The sequence below is a fragment of the Nonomuraea bangladeshensis genome (assembly GCF_039529455.1).
In the GTDB taxonomy this organism is placed as follows: domain Bacteria; phylum Actinomycetota; class Actinomycetes; order Streptosporangiales; family Streptosporangiaceae; genus Nonomuraea; species Nonomuraea bangladeshensis.
The window spans coordinates 627748-653459 of sequence record NZ_BAAAMV010000004.1 but is presented as its reverse complement, the minus strand read 5'-3'; the positions used below and the strand labels follow the sequence as shown (position 1 = coordinate 653459).

22 protein-coding genes are annotated in these 25712 nt (G+C 72.6%); 10 read left to right on the top strand and 12 right to left on the bottom strand.

What is annotated here, in order from left to right; translation table 11 throughout:
• Window positions 1-31 precede the first annotated feature (31 nt).
• The 6 genes from ABD292_RS14935 to ABD292_RS14910 form a co-directional block, all read right to left on the bottom strand.
• The gene (locus tag ABD292_RS14935) at window positions 32-1432 is read right to left on the bottom strand and encodes an ABC transporter ATP-binding protein (RefSeq protein ID WP_344207785.1); all 1401 of its coding nucleotides are present in this window, start codon (window positions 1430-1432) and stop codon (window positions 32-34) included.
• The gene (locus ABD292_RS14930) at window positions 1419-2174 is read right to left on the bottom strand and encodes an ABC transporter permease (RefSeq protein ID WP_344207784.1); all 756 of its coding nucleotides are present in this window, start codon (window positions 2172-2174) and stop codon (window positions 1419-1421) included. The genes ABD292_RS14935 and ABD292_RS14930 overlap by 14 nt, the downstream gene beginning before the upstream one ends.
• Complete coding sequence (locus ABD292_RS14925; RefSeq protein WP_344207783.1) at window positions 2171-3082, bottom strand: ABC transporter permease; 912 nt, start codon at window positions 3080-3082, stop codon at window positions 2171-2173. The genes ABD292_RS14930 and ABD292_RS14925 overlap by 4 nt, the downstream gene beginning before the upstream one ends.
• Window positions 3079-4590 carry an ABC transporter substrate-binding protein gene (locus tag ABD292_RS14920; RefSeq protein ID WP_344207782.1) on the bottom strand — a complete coding sequence of 504 codons (1512 nt, stop codon included), beginning with the start codon at window positions 4588-4590 and terminating at the stop codon, window positions 3079-3081. The genes ABD292_RS14925 and ABD292_RS14920 overlap by 4 nt, the downstream gene beginning before the upstream one ends.
• Window positions 4591-4649: 59 nt before the next feature.
• Window positions 4650-5792, bottom strand: coding sequence for an MFS transporter (locus tag ABD292_RS14915; protein ID WP_344207781.1), 1143 nt, complete (start codon window positions 5790-5792; stop codon window positions 4650-4652).
• A gap of 317 nt (window positions 5793-6109) precedes the next feature.
• The gene (locus tag ABD292_RS14910) at window positions 6110-6757 is read right to left on the bottom strand and encodes a hypothetical protein (protein WP_344207780.1); all 648 of its coding nucleotides are present in this window, start codon (window positions 6755-6757) and stop codon (window positions 6110-6112) included.
• Between the two features lie 429 nt (window positions 6758-7186).
• Here ABD292_RS14910 and ABD292_RS14905 point away from each other — a divergent pair, with 429 nt between their 5' ends.
• Complete coding sequence (locus ABD292_RS14905; RefSeq protein ID WP_344207779.1) at window positions 7187-8713, top strand: alpha/beta hydrolase; 1527 nt, start codon at window positions 7187-7189, stop codon at window positions 8711-8713.
• 38 nt (window positions 8714-8751) lie between these two features.
• Here ABD292_RS14905 and ABD292_RS14900 read toward each other — a convergent pair whose 3' ends face one another.
• From ABD292_RS14900 to ABD292_RS14890, 3 genes are all read right to left on the bottom strand, one after another.
• Complete coding sequence (locus ABD292_RS14900; RefSeq protein WP_344207778.1) at window positions 8752-12366, bottom strand: tetratricopeptide repeat protein; 3615 nt, start codon at window positions 12364-12366, stop codon at window positions 8752-8754.
• Window positions 12363-12785: a hypothetical protein gene (locus ABD292_RS14895; protein ID WP_344207777.1), complete on the bottom strand. Its 423-nt coding sequence runs from the start codon at window positions 12783-12785 to the stop codon at window positions 12363-12365. Before ABD292_RS14895 ends, ABD292_RS14900 begins: the two co-directional genes overlap by 4 nt.
• 247 nt (window positions 12786-13032) lie before the next feature.
• Window positions 13033-13329: a DUF4193 domain-containing protein gene (locus ABD292_RS14890; RefSeq protein WP_344207957.1), complete on the bottom strand. Its 297-nt coding sequence runs from the start codon at window positions 13327-13329 to the stop codon at window positions 13033-13035.
• Window positions 13330-13467: 138 nt separating this feature from the next.
• Between ABD292_RS14890 and ABD292_RS14885 the strand changes: the two genes are divergently transcribed.
• Together ABD292_RS14885 and ABD292_RS14880 are read left to right on the top strand one after the other, a co-directional pair.
• On the top strand, window positions 13468-13734 hold the full coding sequence (locus tag ABD292_RS14885) for a hypothetical protein (RefSeq protein WP_344207776.1): 267 nt from the start codon (window positions 13468-13470) through the stop codon (window positions 13732-13734).
• Window positions 13727-14155, top strand: a complete 429-nt coding sequence (locus ABD292_RS14880) for a PIN domain-containing protein (protein WP_143082465.1) — start codon at window positions 13727-13729, stop codon at window positions 14153-14155. The genes ABD292_RS14885 and ABD292_RS14880 overlap by 8 nt, the downstream gene beginning before the upstream one ends.
• A gap of 190 nt (window positions 14156-14345) precedes the next feature.
• On the opposite strand, the gene ABD292_RS14875 is transcribed toward ABD292_RS14880, so the two are convergent.
• Window positions 14346-14876 carry a GNAT family N-acetyltransferase gene (locus tag ABD292_RS14875; RefSeq protein WP_344207775.1) on the bottom strand — a complete coding sequence of 177 codons (531 nt, stop codon included), beginning with the start codon at window positions 14874-14876 and terminating at the stop codon, window positions 14346-14348.
• Between the two features lie 104 nt (window positions 14877-14980).
• On the opposite strand from ABD292_RS14875, the gene ABD292_RS14870 reads away from it, so the two are divergent.
• The 5 genes from ABD292_RS14870 (at window position 14981) to ABD292_RS14850 (ending at window position 22014) form a co-directional block, all read left to right on the top strand.
• Window positions 14981-15931, top strand: coding sequence for an SPFH domain-containing protein (locus tag ABD292_RS14870; protein ID WP_344207774.1), 951 nt, complete (start codon window positions 14981-14983; stop codon window positions 15929-15931).
• 5 nt (window positions 15932-15936) lie between these two features.
• Window positions 15937-16203, top strand: a complete 267-nt coding sequence (locus ABD292_RS14865) for a type II toxin-antitoxin system antitoxin (RefSeq protein WP_371247863.1) — start codon at window positions 15937-15939, stop codon at window positions 16201-16203.
• Entirely contained in the window at window positions 16190-16822 is a 633-nt protein-coding gene (locus ABD292_RS14860; protein ID WP_344207773.1) for a GPP34 family phosphoprotein, read from the top strand. Before ABD292_RS14865 ends, ABD292_RS14860 begins: the two co-directional genes overlap by 14 nt.
• A 73-nt stretch (window positions 16823-16895) precedes the next feature.
• Window positions 16896-21533, top strand: coding sequence for a CHAT domain-containing protein (locus ABD292_RS14855; RefSeq protein ID WP_344207772.1), 4638 nt, complete (start codon window positions 16896-16898; stop codon window positions 21531-21533).
• 7 nt (window positions 21534-21540) lie between these two features.
• Window positions 21541-22014 (top strand): hypothetical protein, encoded by a 474-nt coding sequence (locus tag ABD292_RS14850; RefSeq protein ID WP_344207771.1) that lies wholly within the window; start codon window positions 21541-21543, stop codon window positions 22012-22014.
• Here the strand turns inward: ABD292_RS14850 and ABD292_RS14845 are convergent.
• Entirely contained in the window at window positions 21934-23970 is a 2037-nt protein-coding gene (locus tag ABD292_RS14845) for a tetratricopeptide repeat protein (protein ID WP_344207770.1), read from the bottom strand. The genes ABD292_RS14850 and ABD292_RS14845 overlap by 81 nt on opposite strands.
• Before the next feature lie 90 nt (window positions 23971-24060).
• On the opposite strand from ABD292_RS14845, the gene ABD292_RS14840 reads away from it, so the two are divergent.
• Window positions 24061-24618, top strand: a complete 558-nt coding sequence (locus ABD292_RS14840; RefSeq protein ID WP_344207769.1) for a MarR family winged helix-turn-helix transcriptional regulator — start codon at window positions 24061-24063, stop codon at window positions 24616-24618.
• A 36-nt stretch (window positions 24619-24654) separates the two neighbouring features.
• The gene (locus tag ABD292_RS14835; RefSeq protein ID WP_344207768.1) at window positions 24655-25068 is read left to right on the top strand and encodes an SRPBCC family protein; all 414 of its coding nucleotides are present in this window, start codon (window positions 24655-24657) and stop codon (window positions 25066-25068) included.
• 9 nt (window positions 25069-25077) lie between these two features.
• Here the strand turns inward: ABD292_RS14835 and ABD292_RS14830 are convergent, their stop codons facing one another.
• Window positions 25078-25707 (bottom strand): class I SAM-dependent methyltransferase, encoded by a 630-nt coding sequence (locus ABD292_RS14830; protein WP_344207767.1) that lies wholly within the window; start codon window positions 25705-25707, stop codon window positions 25078-25080.
• Window positions 25708-25712: the final 5 nt, after the last annotated feature.

Below are 25712 nucleotides of genomic sequence, written 5' to 3'. Positions count from 1 at the left end.
GACTATGGCACACCTTCCGGACAAATGCAGACTATTTCCGTAGGTTTGGTAGGGAATTTTGCCCGGCGGGTCCGTGCTCGACCAGCCGGCCGTCGCGCAGGACCGCTACCCGGTCGGCGATCCGCGCGGCCAAGGGCAGGTCGTGACTGATGACGATCAGGGTCACGTCGAGGGCGGTCAGCTGGTCGAACACCTCGGCCTCGGTGACGGGGTCGAGGCCCGAGGTGATCTCGTCGCAGATCAGCACGTCGGGGCGGGCGAGCAGCGCGCGGGCCAGGGCGGCGCGCTGGAGCTCGCCGCCGGACAGCGCGTGCGGCCGACGCCGGCCGGCGCCGGGGTCCAGCCCGAGCGCGGCGAGGGTCTCGACGGCCTCCTCCCGGGCGGCGGGCACGGGCAGGCCACGCAGGCGTACGGCGGTCCTGGCGACCTGATCCACGACAGCGCGGTAGGGGTCGAACGAGGCCAGGGCGTTCTGGAAGACGTACTGGACGCGGGCCAGGTCGGCACGGCCGCGCCGCCGGGGCAGCGGACGGCCGGCCAGGCGGATGACGCCGGAGGACCACGGGCGCAGCCCGGCCACGCAGCGGGCCAGCGTCGTCTTGCCGCTGCCCGAGCGGCCGACCACGGCCAGCCGTTCACCGCGCGCCACGTCGAGGGTCACCTCGCGCAGGATCCCGGCGCCGAGGTCCTCGATCTCCAGGAGGGCGACCGGCTCCGCACGGGACTCCGGCTCACGGGGGCGCGCGGTGACGAGAGCCCTGGCGTACGCGGTACGCGGGCGGTCCAGGACCGTGGGGCCCGACTCGACGACGCGGCCGTCCTTCAGCACGACGACCTGGTCGGCCAGTTCCCGTACCAGTTCGAGGTCGTGACTGAGCAGGACGACGGCGACGCCGAGCCCGGACAGCTCGGCGGCGACCTCGGCCCGGGTGACGGCGTCCTGGCCGGTGGTGGGCTCGTCGGCGACGATCACGGACGGGCCGGCCAGCAGGACGTGGGCGAGGACGAGCCGCTGTTGCTGCCCGCCGGACAGCTGGTGCGGGAAGCGCCGCAGAAAGTCCCGGTCGCCGGGGAGTCGCGCCTTGGACAGAGCCTCCGGCACGGCGGTGCCGTGGCGCGCCGCGAGCCGGCGGAGCACGGTGCCGATGCGCAGCACCGGGTTGAGCACGCTCGCGGGATGTTGCGGGATGAATCCGACGGTTCCCGGCGGCGGGGGCTGGCCGGCGGCGATGCGGCGTCCGGCCACGGTGACGCGGCCGGTCACGCGGGCGCCGGGCGGGTGTTCGCCGAGCAGGGCGAGCGCGGTGGTGGTCTTGCCGCTGCCGGACGCGCCGACCAGGGCCAGCGTCCGCGCGGCGGGCAGCGCGAAGCTGACCCCGTCCACCAGGGTCCGCCCGGGTACGGCGACCGTCAGATCGTCAACGTGCAGCATGAGGGGCCCTGTTCAGTACGCGGTCCACGGTGAGGTTCAGCCCCACGGCGAGCATGACGATCATCAGGGCGGGGGCGAGCACCGCCCACGGGTTGAGGAAGAGCCCGCCCCGGTTGCGGTCGACCATCACCGCCCAGTCGCTCGCGTCCGGCGGCCCCGCGACGCCGAGGAAGCTCGCGGCGGCGATGAGATAGAGCGAGCCGGTCAGCCGGGCGCCCGCGTCGGTGGCGAGCACGCGGGCCAGGGACCGGGCGACGAACCCGACGGTGATCCGCCACCAGCCCTCGCCCTGCAGCCGCATGGCCTCCACGGCCGGACGGCTGCCCGCCTCCAGGGCGCACGCGCGGACCAGGCGGGCGATGTCGGGCAGGTGCACCAGCATGACGATCCAGACGAGCACGCCGTCAGGAGCCAGCGCGGCCACCACCAGGAGCAGCAGCAGGGACGGCACCGCCATCAGCAGGTCGAGCGGCCGCATCATGATCTCGTCGAGCGCCCTGGGCGCGCTCGCCGCGGCCAGCCCCCACAGCGTGCCCAGCAGATACGCGCCGACGGTGGCCAGGACAGCGGTCATGACCAGGGCCCGCCCGCCCAGCAGCACCTGGTGCCAGACGTCGCGCCCGGCGAAGTCCGTGCCGAGCGGCCCCACGTCCGCGAAGGAGGCGGAACGCGCCACCTCGTACGGGACCAGCGGCCCCGCGAAGGCCACGACCAGCGGCACGGCGAGCAGCAGATACCTCATGCGCGCGGCGCCAGCCGGAACGAGACGACGTCGGCGACCAGGTTCACCAGCACGGTCGTGGCGGCGAACAGCAGCGCCAGCCCCTGCAGGACGGGAAGGTCACGGTGCCCGACCGCGTCGGCGAGCGTGCGGCCCAGCCCGGGGATCACGAACACGGCCTCGACCACGATCACCCCGCCGAGCAGCCAGTCGACGGTGCGGGCCAGGTGCTGCACGACCGGCGCGAGCGCGTTGGGCAGCGCGTGCGCGAACCCGTTGAGCCCCAGGCGGCGGGCGTGCCGCACGTACGGCGAGGCCAGCACGTCGATCATCGCCGAGCGGACCAGCCGCCCGGTGGAGCAGACGGGCCGGACCAGCAGCACCGACACCGGCAGCACCAGCGCGGCGGCGGTGAGCCCGCCGAGCCCGGTCGGCGGCAGCCACGCCAGCACCACGCCGAAGACCGCCACCAGCACGATGGCCAGCGCGAACTCCGGCACCGCGTAGAGCGCGGCACTCACCGTGGTCAGCGCCCGGTCGAACCTGCCGCCCTCGCGCCGGGCGGCGGCGACCCCGAGACCGACCGCGAGGGGCACCAGGAGCAGCACGGTGAGTCCGGCCAGCACGGCGGTGGGGGCCAGTGCGTCCAGGACGATCCCGGTGACCGGGCGGCCGGAGACGAGCGAGGCGCCGAGGTCGCCGCGCGCCAGGGCGTGGGCCCAGGAGGTGAGACGTTCGGCGAGGGGACGGTCCAGGCCGAGGGCGGCGCGGATGGCCGCGATCCGCTCCGGGTCGGGCTGGTCGCCCGCCAGCACCACCGCGGCGTCGCCGGGCAGGGACTCCACCATCAGGAACACCAGGCAGGCGACCCCGGTGACCTGAACGACCCCCACGGCCAGGCGACGGGCGGCGTAACGGGCCAGGCTCACGCCAGCCGCACCTTGTCGAACCTGGCCCAGTCCAGGGTGTTGGCGGGCGCGGGGAGCACGCCGGTCACGCCGGGCGAAGTGGCGACGATCCAGTCGGCGAACCCCCACACCAGCAGCCCGCCCTCGGTGTGCAGCATCCGCTGCATGCCCAGATAGGCGGCCTCCCGGTCGGCCGCGGACGGCGCGGAGACGGCCTCGCGGTAGAGGGCGTCGAACTCCGGCCTGGCCCACTTGGTGGCGTTCGTGGTCGAGGTGGACAGCAGCCGCTGCGCGATGTGGGTCTCGATCGGCATCGCGCCCGAGCGGAAGCTGACGATGGAGCCCTTGGTCAGGATGTCCGACCAGTACGTGTCCTTGTCGCCGCTCACGATGGTGGCCTTCAGCCCGGCGGCGCGCAGCTGGTCGGCGAAGACCGTGGCCGCCTCGACGAAGCCGGCCGCTGCCGTGGAGGTCGTCAGCTCGACCGGCAGCCCGTCCGCGCCCGCCTTCCTGATCAGCGCCCTGGCCCGGTCGAGGTCGAACGGACGCTGGGGGATGCTGTCGGCGTAGTGCAGGTAGCCCTTGCCGAACAGGTCGTTGCCGATCTGCCCGGCGCCGGGCATGACGGTGTCGACGAGCTGCCGCCGGTCGGTGAGCAAGAACATCGCCTCCCGCAGGTCCGGGTCGTCGAACGGCGCGCGGTCCACCTTCATCGCGAACGCGTTCATCGAGCTGCCCGGCGCGCGGACGATCGTGAGGCGTCCCGCATGCTGGCGGGCGGAGGCCGGGGAGAGGTCGTGGGCGTAGTGGACCTGGCCGCCGAGCAGCGCGTTCACCCGCGCGGACTCCTCGTTGGCGATGAGGAGCTCCAGCTCCTCGATCGACGGCGCGCCCTCCCAGTAGTCGGGGTAGCGCTTGAGCAGCACCGAGCTGCCCGGCTTCCACGACACGAAGGAGAACGGCCCGGACCCCACCGGCCTGCTGAAGTCCGTGGTCCCCTCCGGGACGATGTACGCGCCGAAGGCGGCCAGCACGTTCGGGAACTCGGCGAACGGCCGCCTGAGCCCGAACTCGACCACCCGGTCGCCGACGGCCCGGCTGCTCCGCAGGTCGATGAGGGCGAGGCTGGACTTGGCCCGGAACGTCCTGCCCGGGTCGGTGATCCTCGCGTAGCTGGCCAGGACGTCCTGGGGGCGTACCGGGCGGCCGTCGTGGAAGGTCGCCTGCCTCAGGGTGACGCGCCAGCGGGTGAAGCCGGCGTCCGGCTCCCAGCTCTCGGCCAGGCGGGGCTGGGGTGAGACGTCCGAGCCGAGGTCGGCGAGCTTGTCGTACAGGGCCTTGGCACGTGCGGCCTCGTTGAACAGGTTGGCCAGGTGCGGGTCGAGCACCTCGGTGGCGCCGCCGCCGGCGAACACGGCACGCAGCCTGCCCCCTCCGGTGGAGGGCGCGCCGCCCGTGCCGCATCCGGCGAGGAGGGCGGCTCCGGCGGTCGCCGCGAGGAAGCCGCGGCGGCTGAGATGGTCACGCATTTTGGGGGTCCTTCGCGGGTCGGTCTCGTACGGGTCGGTCTCATACGGGTCGGGGAAGTTCAGGCGGGCACAGCCGTGCGGCGTTCCAGGGTCAGGACGGCGGCCGCGCAGGCCAGGCCGATCGCCGCGCACACGACGAACCCGGCCGCGCCCGCCCAGCCGATCAACGCGGTGCTGGCCGCGGCGACGATCCCCGAGACCAGGTAGAAGACGCCGAAGTAGGTGCCGGCCAGCGCATCGCCGCCGAAGGCGCCGATGCGCTCGTACACGAACGGCTGGGCCGTCATCAGGCCGAGAGCCAGCGCCAGCGCCGCGACCAGCACCGGGACGATGCCCGGGAGCAGCGCGGGAACGAGGAAGCCCGCGCCCATCACGGCCAGGCCCCACGCCATCGCGCGGTCCCTGCTCACCGCCGACCCCAGCCACGTGGTGATCCGCACCTGGAGCGCCAGGGTCGCCACGGTGGACACGAGGAACAGCAGCGCCACCGAGCCCGCCGTGCCTGTCGCCCGCTCGGCGGCGAGCGGCAGGACCAGGTAGAGCTGGTTCTGCAGGGCGTACATGCCGCTGAGGGACAGGGTGAAGGCGAGGAAGCGGCGGTCGGCCAGGCAGCGCCGCCAGTCGCCGAGCACGGACGAGCCGCTCGGCGTCACCTCGCGCGCCGGCAGGACGCACGCCTGCGCGACGGTCAGCACCACGAAGATCACGGCGGCGGCGACCGCGGCGGCGCGGAAGCCGACCAGCAGCAGCACGCCGCCGAGCACCGGCCCGCACAGCGCCCCGGCCTGGGCGTACACGTTGAACAGCGCGAACGCCCTGGCCTTGTCGGGCGCGGCCACCGCGATGTACGCGCGGACCGCCGGGTTGAACAGCGCGCCGGCCAGCCCGCTGAGCACGGCCGCCGCCAGCAGCAGCGGCAGCGTGACGCCGAACGCGAACAGCCCGAACCCGACGGCGCGCAGCGCGCACCCCGCGATGATCACGCGACGCGCGCCCAGCCGGTCGGAGGCCGAGCCGCCGATCAGGAACAGGCCCTGCTGACTGAGGTTACGCACCCCCAGGACGACGCCGGTGACCGCGGCCGACAGGCCCAGATCCTTGGTGAGGTGGCCGGCCAGGTAAGGAACCAGCAGGTAGAAGCCGGTGTTGACGCCGAACTGGTTGACCAGCAGCAGCCGTACGGGCCAGGAGAGCTCTTTCACGCCGCCCGCACCGGCACCCGGTGCCCGCTTTCGCTCATCAACGGATGTGCCCTGCCCTCTCCTCTGGCCTCATGTCGTGGAAATGATTACCATTTCTGTCATGGCATGGCAATCCAGACATACGGTCGGCGGAGGCGTACGGACGGCGGCAGGCACAGCGGGCGCGGCGGCGATCGGGGCGGCCGATCGGTTGGAGGCGAGCGGCTCGCGACGCCGCGATCTACCGCGCCGGCCGCCGCAAGGCCGACCGGACCCGCTTGGCGGTGTTCTCCGCGTGGCCGATCGGCGTCCTTCCTCGCCGGCGCGGCCGAGGGCGCTCAGCCCAGGCTCGGTCGCAGGGCCACCACGGCGGGCACCGGGCTGTAACGGGCCACCAGCCGGGCCAAGGGCTCGTCGATGCAGCCGAGCATCATGATGATCGCCTCATGGTCGGCCTCCAGATGGCGATGGTGGATGGGGGCATGATGAGCGATCTTGTTGCGCAGCACCCGCAGGAAGTCCAGCCGCCGATGGAGCGCGTGCCGCCCTCCGCGATAGCCGGGGAACGCCCGGTACAGGGAGGCCCGCCACAGCCGCTGGTCGTAGTTGTTGCCGCGCCCGACCAGACTCACCCAGAACCCGAACGGTAATTCGGCGACCACTTCCGGCGGCGTGGCCCGCAGCCCCTGCCGGCCCAGCTGGTGGACGGCCTCCCTGATCTTCGCCTGGGCGCCGTAGTGCAGGTCCGCCCGCGGGTGAGCCCACCAGTCCTCACGCTCGAACAGGTGGGACATGCGCTGGTCGAGCACGCTGCGCAAGGCGAGTTCGAGGTGCTGCAGGGGGCCGTAGAAGGCCGCCGCGACCTCGGTGTTCCAGCAGAACAGCCGCAGCGCGGCCACCGGGTCACCCCCGCAGAACGCCTCGTACTCAGGCAGCCTGGCCTGGGTCAGCACCCCGTACAGATGCCGAGCCTCCTGCTGATCCACAGACCTTGCCTCCCTCGGCCGGACACCGCGTGCTACCGTGGATGACATAAGCCCCGGGATTGCCTCTGCTCGCAAGCAGCCCGGGGCACAGCTGTCTCTACGGGCTCCAGCCCGGCGACTCGGCGAGAGTAACACGCTGTCACGAAGGATGCCGGTCCTTCGCGTACGCCTGTCGTCGCAGCTCCGAGCAGGCGCCGGGGTCCAGCCTGACGACGAAGGGCGCCGGCATGGACGACGATCCCGGCGCCTTTACGCTGTAGATCAACGGTTGTTCGACGGCCGCGGAGGAGAGCGCCGGTTCAGACCGCGACCGGGTGACAAACTTGTCGATTTCCGACTAAAAATGCCGCCGCATGCTCCATGATCAGCAATTGACTCGTTCGTCTTGCGCGTACGGGTCAGTCCCTGTCAACAGAGGATCGGAGCGTTTTGCGGAAGAGAACGACCCTGCTCGCCACCGCCGTCCTGGCGTTGACCGCCTTCCTTCCCGCCCCGCCGGCCGCCGCCGCCGCGGCGGCCACCGGGCAGGGCGGCATCGCCTGGGCGCCCTGTGAGGAGGAGCCCAGCGCCGAGTGCGGCAAGCTGACCGTGCCGATCGACTGGTCGAAGCCCGACGGCCCGACCATCGACCTGGCCCTGGCCCGCCGCAAGGCCACCGACCCCGCCGCCCGGATCGGGTCGCTGGTCATCAACCCGGGCGGCCCCGGCGGTTCCGGTGTGGAAGCCGTGTACGGCGCCCCCGACTCCTACACCCAGGAGCTGCAGAAGCGGTTCGACATCGTCGGGTTCGACCCGCGCGGCGTCGGCCGCAGCCACCCGGTGATCTGCTCGGCCTCGGTGTACAACCAGATGCCGCACACGGTGATGTCCAGCCAGGCCGACTTCGATGCCTGGAACGCCTTCACCAAGAAGCTGCACGCCGACTGCCGCGCGCGTACCGGCCCGCTCTACGACCACGTCGACTCGCGCAACGTGGCCAGGGACATGGACGCCCTCCGCGCCGCGCTCGGCGAGGAGAAGCTGAGCTACTACGGCATCTCGTACGGGACGCTCATCGGACAGATGTACGCCGAGCTGTTCCCGAACCGGGTCCGCGCCCTCGCGCTGGACAGCAACATGGACCACAGCCTCGGCGTCGCGGGCTTCCTCGCCACCGAGGCGCTGGCCGTCGAGGACGCCTTCGACCAGTTCGTCGGCTGGTGCGAGGCCGACGAGAGCTGCGTCCTGCACGGGCGTGACGTACGCAAGCTGTGGAAGGACCTGCTGGCCAAGGCGCGGCGCGGCGAGCTCGTCTACCCGAGCACCGGCACGAAGATGACGGAGCTGCAGGTCATCTACAACGCCGCGCTCGGCACCGAGGGCCCCGACTGGCGTACGCTCAGCGAGGTCATCGACTGGCTGAGCGGCGGCGCGGAGCCGTCGTGGGTGCCGCCGCTGCCCGGCCGGGGACCGGTGGAGGGGGACGTGGCCGAGCTGCCGACCCGCATCCTCTGCCAGGACTACAACCTCAAGGTGCGCAACTACAACGAGTACGCCGCCCTCATGCGCGCGTCCAACGCGCTGGCGCCGGACACGCGGTACCACCCGTACCCGATCGACGACCTGCCGATCTGTCTCAACTCGACGCCGACCAACCCGCCGCACCAGCTGCGGTACACCGGCGAGGCGCCGATCCTGCTCGGCAACTCACTGCACGACCCTGCCACCCCGTACATCTGGTCCGCGAACGCGGCCCGGCAGCTCGGGCCGAAGGCGGTGCTGCTCACGTACGAGGGCTGGGGGCACCGCATCTACGGCAAGGACAAGTGCCAGGACGACATCATCGACCAGTACCTGATCGCGCTGACCGTGCCGCCGCGCGGCACCCGGTGCGCGGTGGGCACGCCCGAGGAGAGCCTGCTCAAGAAGCAGACGCAGCGGACGTGGCCGACTGACCAGGCCCACTGGGCGTCCTGATCCGGGAGCTCGCCCCGCCGGTCGGACGACCGGCGGGGCTACTCGCTGATCCACTTGGTGAAGGTCTGGCCCGTGAGGGTCTCGAAGGCCGCGTCGACTTCTGCGGGGCTTCTCTGGTGTGCCTCACGTAGGACCGCGACGGCGTTCTCGAGAATCTCTCGTGCGAACTCTGGCAGCTCCTTGCCGGCGGCCAACGCCTCGGCGAGGGGCGTGACAGCCTCGCCGTGCTGTTGCGCCTCGCTCAGCGTCCATCCGCGGACGACAAGACTCTGTACGTAGTGAGGCAGGTAGGCGTCGCGGTTGAGTGCGACCAGCTGGCGGCGCAGGGCGACGGCCTCCTCGGACATCTCGACGGCCTCGGCCACCCGCCCCACCTCCGCCAGCAGGGCGGCGTGATTGTTCAGCGACATCGCCAGGTCGGGCAGATAGGCGTCCCAGTTGAGCCCGGCCAGCTCCCGGCGCAGGGCGACGGCCTCCTCTGACATCTCGACGGCCTCGACCCCCCGCCCCACCTCCATCAGCAGGGCGGCGTGATTGTTCAGCGACATCGCCAGGTCGGGCAGGTAAGCGTCCCAGTTGAGCCCGGCCAGCTCCCGGCGCAGGGCGACGGCCTCCTCTGACATCTCGACGGCCTCGACCCCCCGCCCCACCTCCGCCAGCCGGAGGGCGTGATTGTTCAGCGACGTGGCCAGCTCAGGCAGGTAAGCGTCCCAGTTGAACCTGGCCAACTCCCTATAAAAGGTCGCGGCCTGCTCGGAGACCTCGGCTGCCTCGGCCCGCCGACCCATCTCCGCCAGCCGGAGGGCGTGATTGTTCAACGAGCCGGCCAGGTCGGGCAGGTAGGCGTCGCGGTTGAGCCCGGTCAGCTCCTGACGCAGGGCGACGGCCCGGTCGGAGACCTCGACGGCTTCGGCCCGCCGCCCCACCTCCGCCAGCCGGTTGGCGTGATTGTTCAACGACGTGGCCAGGGCAGGCAGATAGGCGTCGCGGTTGAGCCCGGCCAACTCCCCGTACAGGGCGACGGCCTGCTCGGACACCTCGACGGCCCCGGTTCGCCGCCCCACCTCCGCCAGCAGGAGGGCGTGATTGTTCAACGACGTGGCCAGGGCGGGCAGGTAAGCGTCGCGGTTGGACCCGGCCAACTCCCCGTACAGGGCGACGGTCTGCTCGGAGACCTCGACGGCTTCGGCCCGCCGCCCCACCTCCGCCAGCCTGAGGGCGTGATTGTTCAACGAGCCGGCCAGGGCAGGTAGGTAGGCGTCGCGGTTGAGCCCGGACAACTCCTGACGCAGGGCGACGGCCTGCTCGGAGACCTCGACGGCTTCGGCCCGCCGCCCCACCTCCGCCAGCCGGTTGGCATGATTGTTCAACGAGCCGGCCAGGTCGGACACGTAGGCGTCGCGGTTGAGCCCGGTCAGCTCCCCGTACAGGGCGACGGCCTGCTCGGACACCTCGACGGCTTCGGCCCGCCGCCCCACCTCCGCCAGCCTGAGGGCGTGATTGTTCAGAGACACCGCCAGGTCGGGCAGGTGAGCGTCGCGGTTGAGCCCGGCCAGTTTCCGGCGCAGGGCGACGGCCTGCTCGGACACCTCAAGGGCTTCGGCCCGCCGCCCCACCTCCGCCAGCCGAAGGGCGTGATTGTTCAGCGACATCGCCCGGTCGGGCAGGTAGGCGTCCTGGTTGAGCTCGGCCAGTTCCCCATGCAGGGCGACGGCCTGCTCGGACATCTCGGCGGCTTCGGCCCGCCGCCCCATGTCCGCCAGCCGGGTCGCGTGGTTGTTCAGTGAGATGGTCAGATTGAGCAGGTGAGCGTCACGGTTGAGCCCGATCAGCTCCCCGTACAGGGTGACGGCCTGCTCGGACACCTCAAGGGCTTCGGCCCGCTGCCCCACCTCCGCCAGCCTGAGGGCGTGATCGTTCAGCGACATCGCCATGCTGGGCAGGTAAGCGTCGCGGTTGAGCCCGGCCAATTCCCCATACAGGGTGACGGCCTGTTGGCTGGCCTCCAAGGCGGCCCGATGTTGACCGGCGTTGGTCAGGCGCAGGGCATGGCCGGCGTGGAGTTGGGCGTGCTCGGCAGGGTCGGTGGTGGTGGCCAGGCGGTGCGCGGTCAGCCGGCTGGACAGCGCGGCCATGCCGATGTCGAGGTCGATGTGCCGGCCGACCGGCAGGTGAGCTTCGATGTGCTGCAACAGGACGGGGTCGATGCCGGGCAGGCCGGCCAGACGGGCCAGGGCAGCGCCGCCGGCGTACAGCATCAACTCGGGCCGGGCGGCGAGCAGCGGGTACAGCTGCGTGGCGGCGACGTGCGGCCATCGGCGAGCGGTCTCGATCAGCATGGTCAGGGCCGGGCGGATCCACGGCGGCACCTGCCTCTGGTCGGCTTGCCCGGCCGGGGCGGCGAGCAAGCCGGACAGGGCGTGGCCGGCCCAGTCGTCAGCAGCGGGCCCGGCCACGGCGGGGTCGGGGATCGCCAGGGCGGCGAAGTCCTCCGCGAGCCGGTCCGGGTACAGCGGCTCCAGCACCGTGCCCGCCTGGGCGGGCGGATAGCAGTAGGCGTGGTCGTCGAGCAGGGTGTTCGCGCGCTCGACGGTCTCGGCCAGATCGGTGTGCCGTAGCGCCCGGCGGGCGTCGGGGCGGGCCAGCGGCCGGGTGAACGTCGCGGCGAAGACGGCCCGGCCCATGGTGACCGGGTCGCTGACCAGGGGCTCAGGCAGGCGGCGGTGCAGCTCGGCCCAGTGCTCGCGCTCGCGGCGCAGCAGATAGGCCGAGGCACGGGCCGGGTCTCCGGGTTCCTCCTCGCCGTGGCGGTGGGCGTCGACCGCGGCCAGCGCCGCGATGTGCACGGTCAGCACCTGGGCGTACTCGGCGTCGTCGGCCAGGCCGGCGGGCGGCACGATCGTCGCCGCCTGCTCGGCGGGAAGGGCGAGCTGGGCGGCGAAGTGGTCGCGCGCTTCGGCGAACAGCCGGTGCCGCATCGCCGGCTCGGCGACCAGCGGCGGCAACGCCTGGGCGTCGGCGTCGACGTCCAGCACCCGTTCGGCCCAGGCGGCGATGCTGTCCCACCACACCCCGGCCGGGCGGGCCAGCAGCAGCACCCGCACCCGGCCCGCGTGCAGGACCGGCTCCTGCAGCAGCTCGTACAGGGCCGGCACCGGCCAGCGCTCGGCGTAGTCCACCACGAGCAGCAGCCCTGGCCCGTGCTCCCCCGCCGCGGCGACGGCACCGGTCCGTCCTGCGCCCGGCGGGTTGGTGCTCGCCTGCCACACCCGCCATCCGGCCTGGCGCGACAGCTCGGCGAACCGGGCGGCCAGCCGGGTCTTGCCCTGGCCGCCCGGCCCGTGCAACAGCCGCACCCCCAACCCGGGCACGGCCTCGTCATCACGCCAGCCGGCCAGTTTCCGCAGGTCATCCTGCCGGCCGGTGAAGGGCACCACCCGAGATCGGGCCCGCAACAGCAGGGACGGCTGCGCCCGCACCCGGGCCGGCCGTACCGGCCGGGGTTCCGCGGGGAAGTCCTCGATGCGGTAGGCGGGTTTCCACTGGTAGACGTTCAGCACCCCGTCCTGGACCGCGTTGACGACCCCGCCCGCAGCCGGCGCATTCACCTGCACCTTGGGGACGCCGCTCGCCGAGGACGGCGGCTCGGTCACGGCGACGGCTCCCGCCCACCACCGTCAGGGGCGGCGGGATTGTGGATGTTCAGGGTGCCGCCCTGGACCGCGTTCACGGTCCCGCCCGCGGCCGGCATGTTCAGCTGCGTCTGCGTGCCCGCTGCCGGGGGAAGCTGCACCGGCGGCTCGGCGGTGGCCTGCCCGTGATCGGTTCGCAGCTGCAGCCGCAGCGCCGCGGCCGCGATCACCAACCCGGCTGCCCCGATGAACATGCTCACCACGCTGGCCCGCTGATCGAGGACCCCCAAGACCTCCGGTGGCAGCTGCAGCGGGTCGGCGAAGAAGCCCACCAGCCCGACCACCAGCAACGCGGCCATCACCACCAGGGCCGCGACGCCCACCCCGCGCCGCACCCGCGAAATCGACCCGCGTCCGGAACTCTCGCCTGTCTTGGACATGCCTCTAGAGTGCGCCCGGACCAGCGCAAGCAGGGCCGAAAGCGACGAAGACGTTATTTACCATCTCAAGGCCCGGATGACCGCCGCACCGCGCAGCCACCCCGCCCGGAGCGACCACCTGGGCATCTTGATCAGTTACGCCACGCAGGGCCGGTCCCGCTCCCCGAGACGCGGGCGACTCGGGGAGCGGCGAGCACATCGCGGCGGGCCCTCGGTTTCACGGCCTCGTATGCCGCCGGCCAGCGGTTCAGGCGGCGCACTCCAGGCAGATCTGCTGACCGCTCAGCTCCGAGACGCGCTGGCTGCGGTGCCGTACGAGGAAGCAGTGCGAGCAGGTGAACTCGTCGGGCTGGGGCGGGATCACCCGCACCGCCAGCTCCTCGCCCGACAGGTCGGCGCCGGGCAGCTCGAGCGACTCGGCCAGCTCGGTCTCGTCGACGTCGATGGCGGCGGACGCGAGGTCGGGGCGGCGGGTCAGAGTGTCCGCGTAACCCTCCTGCCCGGCGTCGTCGATCTTGCGCGGGCTGTCGTAGTCGGTCACCATGGCGTTCATCCGTCTCCTCATCTCGTGCCTGCTGGCCGGTGGCCGCCGGTCTTGTGCCCAAATACGGGGAAATAGTCCTCTTGGGGCGGGAGAAAAATCAGATCCTTCGCGGGACCGCCGAGGAAGTATGATCCGGGTATGAGCGAGGTCAAGAAGCGGATCACCATCACCGTGGACCCCCACCTGGCCGGGTACGCCGAGCAACTCGTCCACGCGGGCAAGGCGGAGTCGGTGTCGGCGGCCTTCAACGAGGCCATGGCGATCAAGCGGCAGCGTGACCAGCACGCGCTGGCCAAGCTCCGCGAGCGCGCGGCGCACGCCGACCCGGCGCGGGTGGAGCGCATGAGAAGGCACATCGAGGCCCAGAGCCGGGCGGCGGGCTTCGAGGTGGCCGCGGGTGAGTGATCACGTTCCGGCGCCGTACATCCTCGACGCCGGCGTCCTGGCGGAGATCGCGCGGGGCGACGCCGACCTCATCGGGCTCGTCCTGGACTACGACCGGATCGGCCAGCCCCTGGTCATCTCGGCGCTGACGGCCGCCGGGGCGCTGCTGGACGCCCCCGGGGAGGAGGCGAGCGCGCTGCTGTCCGGTCTGACCGCGTTCGAGCATGTCCAGGTGGCGGCGCTCGACGGCGTGGAACAGGCGGCCCTGCTCGCCCAGATGATCCAGCGGACGGGCGTGGACCCGTGGGACGCGCACGTCGCGGCGCTGGCCCTCATGGCGACCTGCCCGATCCTCACGCTCGATCGCTCCCGATGGGAGCGGACCGCCGCCGGCCTGGACGATCCGCTCTACTTCATCGAGATCGCCGACCCCGGCGAGTGAGGCCGGGAGGCGACGGTTCAGACGGGGGACGGGATCCTGGCCAGGCCCGCTGGTGGCCGAGGGCGCGCGACTGGCGCCGACGCCGGCGGGGAGCGGTATCCGGTGCTGATCGAGGAGTTCAGCAGACCGGGTGGCGACTGACCGACGGGGCGGGGAGGAGGAAGCCGCGGCCGGCACGTCCTCGTCTTCGTCACGTGGCCGGGGGCCGCAGGCCGAGCCACTGCTCGGCGCCCCAGGCATGGAACCGCTCGACCTCGGTGAACCCCAGCTTCGCCGCGAGGCGCATCGAGCCGACGTTGGCGCTCTGGGTGGTGAGCACCACCGGCTCGCCGGGAAGGACGCCGTCGAACCAGCCGAGTGCCGCCGCGCACGCCTCGGCGGCGTACCCTCGCCCCCACACCTCGGGCAGGAACAGGTAACCGAGGTCGGCCTTCCCCACGGCGGCCGGGCGGCGGTGCCCGGTCGCTCTCCTCAGCAGGACCTGGCCGATCATCGCCCCGTCGAGCTCGACGACGAAACTCCCGGGCCGTCGCTCGGGCACCTCGGGCATCTCACGCTCAATCTCGTCGCGCGGACGGGGACCGCCGAGATAGGTGTGCACCTCCGGCGAGGCGAGCAGCTCGATGAACGTCGTACGGTCCCGCGCCTCGGGCTCACGGAGCACGAGCCGCTCGGTCCGGATCAGCCCAGGCGGCCAAGGCACCTGCCCCAGATCTGACATGCGCGCAGCCTAACAATCCCGTACGTGAAAATCAGCCTCGCACAGCCGCCAAAAAAGTGATATCACTTAGATAGCAGAGTGAAATCGCCGAGAAGGGACGGACGATGGCGAACACATCGGGCGGGGCCACACTGGAGGCCGCTGTCGTGGACATGCCGGCACCGCGCACGAGCGAGCGCCCGGTGCGGGCGGCCAACGGGTTCGTGATGCTGGGAGTGGCGACGGCGCTGACCCTGGGCGGGATCGCGCTGTTCGTCGTGGGGATCGTCATGCTCGCCTCGGAGGCCGGGCAGGGCGGCGTCTGGGTGGCCGTCGTGAGCGTCCTGATGTTCCTGCTCGGGCTGCTCATGTACTTCGGCCTCACCGCGGTCGCGCCGGGCGAGGCCAGGGTGGTGCAGCTGCTCGGCCGGTACGTCGGCACCCTGCGCACCCCCGGCTTCCAGTGGGTCAACCCGATCACGCTGCGCCGACGGGTGTCCACGAGGATCCGCAACCACGAGACGGACGTGACGAAGGTCAACGACGCCGACGGCAACCCGATCCAGATCGCGACCGTGGTCGTCTGGCAGGTGCAGGACACCGCGCAGGCGGTCTTCGAGGTGGACGACTTCGTGGAGTTCGTGGCCATCCAGGCGGAGACGGCCGTGCGGCACATCGCGGGCAGCTACCCGTACGACGCGCACGGCGAGCCCAGGCTGTCCCTGCGGGACAACGCCGACGAGATCAACGAGCGGCTGTCCACGGAGATCGCGGCCAGGGTGGCGTCCGCCGGGGTCAAGGTCATCGAGTCCCGCATCATCCACCTGGCGTACGCGCCCGAGATCGCCCACGCCATGCTGCGCCGCCAGCAGGCGGGCGCGGTGGTGGCGGCCCGGCAGCGGATCGTCGACGGGGCGGTCGGCATGGTGGAGATGGCACTGGCCAAGCTCGCCGAGCACAACGTGGTCGAGCTGGACGAGGAGCGCAAGGCGGCCATGGTCAGCAACCTGCTCGTGGTGCTGGTCGGTGACCGCGACACCCAGCCCGTGGTCAACACGGGCACGCTCTACCAGTAATCACCGTGGAGCGGAAGAAGATCCTGCTGCGGCTTGACCCGGTGGTTCACGACGCGCTGGCCAGGTGGGCGTCCGACGAGCTGCGCAGCACGAACTCCCAGATCGAGTTCCTGCTGCGCAGGGCCCTTTCCGAGGCCGGGCGCCTGCCCGACGGGGTGGAGCGGATGCGCCCGCGCGGGCGGCCCAGGAAGGTGCCGGAGGACGACGCGGATCACGCGGATCAGGGAGAGGAACGGGAGCGGGCGGATGGAGACGCGAGTGAAGCAGAGTGAGTCACTGACCCGATCAGCCTTCCTGCTGGCCTTCGACCTGCGGAAGGACCGGTTGACCGAGCGGGGAGCGCTGGGCTACCTGCTGCGCGCGGCCGCCCTCGCCGAGCTGCTGCTGGCGGGCAACCTCGCGGACGAGTCGGGCAAGGCGCGGCCCCTCACGGCCCCGGCCGTCGAGCCGGGCTCCTTGCCGGCCGTGGTCTGGGAGCAGATCGCGAACTCGCCGCCGCGCTCGTGGCGGCGGTGGGTGCAGAAGGACCACGGCAAGGCGGTCGGCGTCGTACGTGACGAGCTGGCGGCCGCCCGGCTGATCAGCGTGGAGCGGCGCCGGGTCCTGCTGTTCAGGGTCGAGCGGATCACGCCGCGCAAGGCGTACGTGTCGCGCAGGCTCATCGAGCGCGTCGGCGGGGCCATCCGCGGCGGCCGGCCCGTCGGCCGCCTGGACGACGACGTCCGCGTCCTGGCGGCGCTGGCCACGGCGGCCCGGCTCAGCACGGTGGTCGCGTCCAGGCGGGAGACGCGCCTGGACCGGATCCAGCAGCTGTCCGCGCCCGTCGAGCCGATCGCGACCGCGTTGCGCAAGAGCGTCGAGGCGGCCAGGGCGGCGTACTCGGCCGGCTGATGGGAGGCGAGGTCCTGTCCGGCCCCGGCTCACGCGCCTACGATGACGTCGGGGCCGAGCACAGGGGGCGTCCATGGCGAGCGACCCGTACGCGCACGTGCAGGAGCTGTGGCAGCGCTATCTCGGCACCGACGACCGCGCGGACCTCGACGAGGCGATAACCGCGGCCGAGCAGGTGGCGGCCGAGGAGGGCGACGCGGCGCAACGGTGCGAGCTGCAGGCCACCCTCACCTCGATGCTCATGAACCGCTGGCACCTCGACGGCCGGGACGCCGACCTCGACAGGGCGGCGGTGACGGCCGAGGCGGCGGCGGACCTCGCGGAGCGCGCCGGGCTGGACGCGGGCCGGGACTGGTACCGCGCCGGGCTCGTCCACCTGGAACGCCACCACCGCGACCACCTGGCCGACGACGTCCGTCTGGCCGTGGCGGCCTTCGACCGGGCGCTCCGGTGGGGCCCGGCGGAGGAAGACCTTCTCGCCTCCCAGGCCGAGGCGCTACGCCGGCTCTACGAGGCCGAACGTGACCTGGCCCTGGTCGACCGGGCCGTGGAGCTGCTGCGCGGCGGACAGGACGTCGCTCCCGTACGGTTGAGCACCCTGCTGGGCACGGCGTTGCAGGACCGCTGGTCGCTGTCGCGCGAGCCACGCGATCTGGACGAGGCGATCGACGCCCACGAGGCCGCTCTGACCGCAGCCGGTGGCGAGCGGCCGGCCTGGATCGTCGCCAATCTCGCCAACGCCTTACGTCAGCGGCACACCGTGAGCCGGCGGCGCGCCGACCTCTACCGGGCGCTGGACCTGTACGAGGAGGTGGTCGACCGCACCCCGGGCGGGCTCGACGGCTTGAACGCGCGCGTGCTCAACCACTACGGGCTCGCCTGGCGGCAGCGCTTCCTCCACGAGGACGAGCGCGCCCACCTGGACCGCGCCATCGACCTGCACCGCAGAGCCCTGGCGAAGGCCGAGCCGCCCGACCGGGTGATGTGCCTGAGCAACCTGGCCGACGATCTGTCGCGGCGCCTGTGGGGCGACGAGTTGGGGCAGCTCGCCGAGGCCGTCGAGCTGCTGCGTACGGCCAGGACCCTGGCCCCCGGCGACCTCGACGTGGCCATGGACCTGACCGCTCTCCTGCGTCACCGCTACCTGATCACCGGCGCGGAGGAGGACAAGGCCGAGCTGCTGGCCCTGGTGGACGACGTCGTGGCCGGGCTGGGCGAGCGGCATCCGGCGGCGGAGGCTTTCCTGAGCGTACGCGCCCAGCTGTCCGGCCCGCGGGTGTCGGTGGAGCGGCTCGCCGGCGGCGCGGTCTGGGTCCTGCGCGGCGAGCACGGCGGCCGGGACCGCACGCTCGTGCTGGTGGCGTCGGAGGGGTTCGCCCTCGCGGCGGCGAACGAGGACCCGTACGCGAGGTTCTTCGCCGACGTCATGGCGGCGGCCGGCGAGCTTGCGGACCCGCTGCTGGTGCTCGGCGGGCGGGAGACGACCGTTCATGAATTCCCCGAGGGTGAAGGGCTGGCGGGCGAGGAGCTCGCCGCCGCCGCCCTGGCCGCGGCCGAGGCGGCCGCCCCGCCTGCCCGCATCGGAGGGGTGTGGATCGAGGGGCCGTTCAGGCGGCGCGGGAGCCCGCTCGCCTACGTCGTCCGCGCGCTCATCGACGGCACGATGTGGACGTTCGTCCAGGTCACCGACGAGGAGATGAGCGAGTCCCTGCGGGAACGGATCGGCCCCTACCTGCTGGAGCTGACCGAGCTGGCCAGGCGGTCCTACGAGACGACGGCGCTGATCGGCACCTGGATCGCCGCCGAGGGGATGCCCCTGCTGCCCTACCACCAGCAGCCGGGCTGGACGGCCAAGCGGCTGGCCATGGACGCGCTGACGGCGCTGACCGCGCCGCTCCGGATCAGCGGGCCGTACCGGTTGCGCGGGCTCGGCTACCGGGCCCACATGCTGACCGGCCACTTCTCGGGCGGCAGGCGGCGCATGTGCTACGTCGAGCCCGACCCGGGAGCCGCCGACTTCGCCGAGCACGCCCGCAGGCTCTTCCTCGGAGTGCTCGGCGAGGTGCCGGTCACCCAGCCGGACTGGCCGGCCGACCTGATCTGGTCGGACCTTCCCCAGGGCAACGGCACGTGGCGGACCGTCGCGATCCGGCCGATCTCCCGCGATCCCCGTGAGATCGCCGAGGCCGTGCTGTACGCGTTCGGCTCGGAGTCGCTGAAGGTCGCCTCGATCGAGGTGCCCTCGTGGGTCACGCGCGGCGGGAACCTGGGCAAGCTGATCAAGAAGTACGGCCTGCGCATGCACGCGGTATGGCCCGCGCCCGGACTGCCGCCCTCGCTGCTGATGACCGAACTGGAGGACGTCCCCGAGAGCCGCGCCTCCGAGATCGAGTCCGGCCTCTACCTGCGCGAAGCCGTCACCGCGATCGAGCAGGGCCGCCTGCTCGCGGCCTTCCGTTCCTTCGCCTACCACCGCTACCTGGGCGACCTCGCCGACCCGGAAACGGTCAGCGGCGGGATCGCCGTCGGCACGCACCTGGCCGGCCTGCTGCTGGACGAGGGCCGGCTCGACTTCGCCGAATGGGTGGCCGCCTGGACCGCCGTCCAGGCGGAGCGGACCGGCGCGCACGACCAGGCCCGCACGGCGCGCAGGCTGGCGGCGGTGGCCTGCGAGTACATGGGCTGGCTCGACGAGGCGGTCACGCACTTCACGGCCGCGGTCGCCAATCCGGCTCCGTTCGCCGACCGCTGGCTCGAGGGACAGCTCAACATGAGCGTCGGCATCACCATCGCGACGACCTTCTCCCACCACGAGCCGGAGCGCCGCTACCTGGAGCCGATGCCGGAGAAGTCACGAACCCTCCTCATGCGCGCCGCCGCGCATCTGGAGCGGGCCGCCGAGATCTACGACGGCATCGAAGGCGAGGAGGCGCTGCGGTCCCGGCGCACCATCGAGCTCTACCGGTGGCGGGTGGCCGACCTGCTCGGCGACGGCGCCGCGATGGAGCGCCTGGCCGAGCTCAGGGTCACGCCGGGCATCGCCGAGGACGAGGCGCTGCGGCAGACCGGCGACTGGTTCACGATCGCCGCGCTGCGCAGGCAGGCGTACGCCGAGCCGAGCCTGCTCGACCAGTTCGACAGGTCCGCCGCCGCCCACCTGCGCAGGGTGCAGGGGTTCCAGCAGGTCAACGCGGCCAAGCTGGTCCCGATCCTGGCCATGGTCGGCGACGACCGTCAGGCCCGGGGCGACTACGAGGCGGCGATGGAGCTGTTCAGGACGGCGCGGGCGGCGCAGCACGCGGGCTACGCCGCCCTGGTGCGGCCGCCGCGTCCCGAGGAGACGCACGGCGGCTGGATGGCGATCGAGATGATCGGCCGGCTGGCCAGATGCGCCGCGGCGCGCCCCCTGCTTCTGGCCGAGCACCCCCTGGAGATCGTGCTGGAGGCGGAGAACGCCAAGAGCCGCTGGTTCCTGCGCGACCTGACGATGGGCCTGCCGCATCGTCCGCCCGTGGAACGGGCCGCAGACGAGGCGCCGGGGCTGCCGGTCGAGGCGCTGGCCGACCCGCGCGTCGATCTCGCCGAACGCGAATGGCGCGGGGAGCGGGGCGGCGCCGTCTCCGCGACGCTCGACGAACGGGCGGCCCACGAGCTGTGGGAACGCCTGCCCGGCGGGACCGCCGTGCTGTCGTTCTACGCCACCAGGAGCGAGACGGTGCTCAACATCGTCCGCGACCCCGCCCGGCCGCCGGTCATGCTGCGCCTGCCCGTCGGCGCGGCGGAGCTGGAGCGGGCCGGCACCCGCATGCAGGCCTACTTCTCCGCGGCCGGGCTGTTCGGCGCCATCGACCCCCAGGATCCCGGCCGGCACCACCGGCGCTTTCTCCGGCCGCTCGACGAGCTGGGCGAGCTGCTCGCGCCGGCCGTGCCGTACCTGGAGGACAGCGAATTGGTGGTGGCCGTCCCGCACCGGCAGTGGCACAACCTGCCCGTCCACGCGCTGCTGCTGCCGCGGCTCTGGCGGCGCGGCGCCACGCCGGGCTGGACCTACGTCCCCAGCCTCGGCATGCTCGACTTCCTCATGACGCGGGCGCGGGACCGGCAGCTGGCGCGGTTCGTGCGCGCGGGCGTGACGACGGCGCCGATGCCCGGTGACGACGTCGCGGCCATGGCGGCGGCGCACGAGCAGCTGTGCGCGACCCTGGGGGCCGCGTTCCCCGCGGTGCGGGCGTCGTTCGGTGAGCAGGCGACGGTGGCGTCCTTCCAGGAGACGAGCCGGTCCGTGGTGCTGCACCATCTGCTCGCGCACGGCGCCTACCGCGACAAGGCGGACATCATGCGGTCCGGGTTCGCGCTCGCCTCCGGCCTGCTGACGGGCCGGGACCTGATCGGGGAGGGCACCCGCGCCGGCCACGTCACCGTCCAGGCCTGCTCGCTCGGCCGCAACGTCACCGGCGGCAGCGACGAGATGTGGGGCCCGACCAGGGCGTTCCTGGCGGCGGGCGCGGACTCGGTGCTGGCTCCGCTGTGGGACGTCGACCTCGCCTCCTCCACCGAGCTGCTCGCGGACTTCTACCGCCGCTGGCTGTGGGACGGCGTGCCCAAGTGGCAGGCGATCGCCCAGGCCCAGCGCGCGATGTGGCGCGACGACGATCAGCCCGCGTGGCAGCATGTCTACCACTGGTCCGCGTTCAAACTCATCGGAAGCTGAGGTCCGGATGTCCGGGATCGAAAGCCTGCGCGAGGAAGAGGCCGTCCGGGTGTTACAGCACCTGCTGACCGCTTTCGACGAGGAGGAGGAGCCGGCCACCACGCCGCAGGAGGTGCGCGACCGGCTGGAGCGCGACCGCGCCTACGTACGCGACCTCGCCGCTGCCCTGGAGGTGCAGCCGGGCGCGCAACCGCCCTCGGCCCGCGAGCTGCTGGCCGAGCTCGCCGAGCTGCCCGACGTCGCGCCGGAGGTCGAGCGCGCGATCGAGCAGGTACGCCGGCGCTCGACCCTGCCCGTCGACGCCGAGACGCTGGCCGCCGTCGTCGGCGTGGCGGCGGCCGTGGCGATCATCAGGCCGCGGGTGGAGTTCAGGAAGCAGGAGAAGAAGGACGAGAAGGACCTAAAGGTCGTCATCGACGTCAGGGGGATGGCCAACCTCGGCAGGGTCCTGCAGATGCTCCTCGACCTGCTGGGCAAGTGAGGCCCGTTCCAAGTCGCGCAGCATGCCGGCGAGCAGGTCGCCGTGCCGGTCGGGGTCCTCGGCCGCGAGGTCGCGCTGCACGGCGATGCCCGCCTCCATCACGGCCAGGCCGTCCTCCGGCAGCACCGTCCCGGCGTTGAACAGGGCGCCGGCGATGAGCGGCCGGTTGATCCTGGCCACGTGGGGCGGCAGCCCGTCGACGACCGGCGGGATCTCCCGCGCGACCTCGGCGGCCTGCCGTACCCGCCCGGCTTTTCTGAGCGTGCCGGTCAGGTTGCTCAGCACCAGCAGCAGCTTGACCGGATCGCCGGACCTGCGGCGGATCTCCAGCGCCTGGAACAGGCCGGCGAGGGCTTCCTCGTCGCGGCCGAGCCTGCTCAGCGCATGCGCCTCGTTGGCCAGCGCGCCGGCGAGGTCGGGGCCGTGTTCCAACGATCCCCTGAAGAACGTCAGGGCCTCCCGTACGAGCTCCAGGGCTTCCTCGGCGCGGCCCCTCTGGGTCAGCGAGACGCTGAGGTTGCTCAGCGAGGCGGCGAGCGCGGCGTCGTGGCGGCCGGGGTCGTTCCTGGCCAGGACCCGGTTGAGCTCGACCTCCTCGGTGATCACCGCGTGCGCCTCGTCGAGGCGGCCCAGCCCCGACAGGCAGATGTAGAGGTTGTTGAGCGCCCCCGCCAGCCCCGCCCGCGCGCCCGGCGTGACGCGGAACAGGGCGACGGCCTCCCGCAGCACGGTGGCGGCCTCCTCCAGCTGCCCGAGCTCCAGCAGCCGGTAGGCCCGTGACCTGCGCGCCTCCGCCGCGTCGGCGCGCGGTGGCCCGCCCTGCTCGGCGAGCGCCGCCATGGTCAGCGGCAGCACCAGGGCCTTGTCGTCGTCGTCGAGCCCCTCGATCGGGGGCAGCAGGTCCGACGGCGCCGCGCCCTGGCGGATGCGTTCGCCCACCAGCTCGGCCAGCGCCTCGTCCACCACTCTGGCGGCGCCGGTCAGCGCGGCGTTGAGCAGCACGGGCTGCAAGGCCGCCACCTCGGCCCCGATCAGCGCGCCGAGCCGTACGCCGGGGACCCGCGCCAGGGCGATGAGCGCACGCAGCGCACGCCGGGCCGACAGCTCACGCAGCAGGCGTACGGCCAGCTCGGGGCGCTGCTCCAGCCGGCGGGCCGCCATCCGCCGCATGAACGACTCGGGCCGGCCCTCCGGGTAGGCGTCGGCCACCCAGCGCGCCAGGGCGACGCGGACCTCGACGTCGGCGTCCACCAGGCCGGGAACGCGCAGCAGCAGCTCGGCCAGCTCCAGCTCCCCGTCCCCGTAGATCGAGCCGTCCAGCACCACGGCCACCGCCAGGGCATCCAGCATCACCTCGGGCGGCGCCGGCACCTCGGGCTCGGGCCAGAGCTCCTGCTCGCGCTGCCACAGCTCCCCGCCGACCACCTCGGCCAGCGCCGACTCCAGGGCCTGCAGCGGAGTCTCCGGTCGCGCAGCGGCGCCCTCCGGCACGGGGACCCCGAGCCGCTCGGCGAGCGCCGCCCGTACGGACCGCTGATCGAGCACGGCGGGCACGAGCGTGACGTGCTCGGCGCTCTCCAGCAGGCCCGACTCGTCGCTGCTGACGGCGGAGCTCCACCACACCAGCACCAGCAGCCGCGTCGTCGCGGCCCTCGCCAGGATCTCGGCCAGCGCCACCGGGTCGTGCGCGTCGGCGTCGTCCACGACGATCACCCCGCCGTCCACGTGCTCGGGGGGCTCTTCGCCCGGCCGCGCCCAGACGCAGCGCACCCCCTGCGCCTGCAGCTCGACCGCCAGCCGCGTCTTGCCCGCCCCCGGCGCGCCGGACACCAGGCGCACCGCCGGGGCTTCGTCGGCGGTGGCCCAGGCGGCCGTGCTCGCCAGCAGGCCGTGGTCGTCGGCGTACGGCACGGCGCGCTTCTCGGGGATCAGCAGGGTGAGCGGGGTGACACGCATACGGACCTCCCGCTGGATTGTTTCACCGGCCGGGCGATTTCCGGAGCGCTGGACGATATAGGGAAGTACGTACTATTCTCCTCCTTCATAATGAAGGACGTAAACATCTATGAGAGCGACTCCGACGGCCTCCTCTACGACCCTCGGGTCAGGGCCGCGATGACCCGGTTCGCCGACAGCGACGAAACCCTGCTCGCCTTCGAGGCGAGCGCCGCCGTCCGCACCGCGAACCAGGCCGTCGAGCGCATGCGCGCCCACGGCGCTGAGGGGCGAGGGGTCAGCGCGGGCGCGCTCGACCTGCTGATCCGCCTCGACGACAGCGAGCACGGCATCAGCATCGGCGAGCTGGCCCGCGCCGCCGGGGTCAGCTCCCGCAACGCCACCGGCCTGGTCGACACGCTGGAGAGCCACGGGCTGGTCCGCCGAATCCCCGATCCGAAGGATCGGCGTTCGGTCCTGGCCGAGATCACCCCTGACGGGCGAGCATGGATGGAGGCGTTCCGCAAGCCGTCGCAGCTTGCCATGCGGGCGATGTTCCAGGGGTTCGCCCCTGAAGAACTGGTCGTGCTGCGCGACCTGTGCCTGCGGCTGGCCGCCAACCAGCATCGCCTCGCCGAGCACCTGCGCCGGGCCGGGCAACAGCCCTGACCGATGTCGTCCCAACCGGAAGGGAATTGCGGCGTCTTGGCCTCCATTCGCCACGAGATCGTCATCGACGCGTCCCCTGAGCACATCTGGGATGTGCTGCGCGACGTCGGAGCCGTGCACGAGCGCCTGCTGCCGGGCCGTGTCGTCGGCACCCGGCTGGAGGGCGACCAGCGGTTCCTGACCTTTCCCGACGGGCACGTGATCCGCGAGCTGATCGTCGCGATCGACGACGAGTCCCGCAGCTTGGTCTATTCCGTCGTCGAAGGCGCGAGACCCGCGCTCGATCACCACCACGCCTCGTTCGAGGTTCGGCCGGAGGGCGGCGAAGCGGGCCGGCTGATCTGGATCACCAACGTGCTCCCGCACGCGCGAGCGGCCGAGATCCGCGTGCGCGTCGAACACGGCGCCCGGGAGATGAAGCAGGCGATCGAGGCCGCGGCACCGAGCTGAGCCAGATGGCTACCCCGGACTGTCGGCGAGCACGCAGGCGACGGGCGGGTCGAGCTCCAGGGTCTCGACCCGGAGGTTGGTGAAACCGGCCCGGGTGAGCAGGTCCTGGAGCTCCTGGGCGGCCCGGGCCGTGGTGTCCCGGGTGGCGCCGGGGCAGCGGGGCTGGCTGACCAGCGCGATGCGGCCCGAGGGGCGGAGCAGGCGGCGCAGCTCGCCGAGCCGCTCCACCGGCTCGGGCCAGAACCCCACCGAGTTGACGGCGAGGATGGCGTCGAGCGGATCGCCGAAGCTCGGCAACCGCTCCACGGGGGCGCACGTGAGGTGCACGCGGCGGGCGCGTACGGCGGCGGCGTTGCGACGGGCGGCCCGCCGGACCATGGCCCGCGAGTGGTCGATGCCGAAGACCTGGCCCCGGGTGGCGCGGGCGGCGAACTCGGCGATGGCGACGCCGGGGCCGAAGCCGACCTCCAGCACCCGGTCGGTGGGCCGCACGTCCAGCAACGACACCGCCCAGATGTTGCGCTTGCGGTTGGAGGGGCGGTGGGCGAACATCCAGCCGTTCGCCCACCCGACGACGCCCCGGGGACGATGGGCCTGGCTCACCAGGTAGCGGATCACGCGTTGCCTGAGAATCTGCATGATCG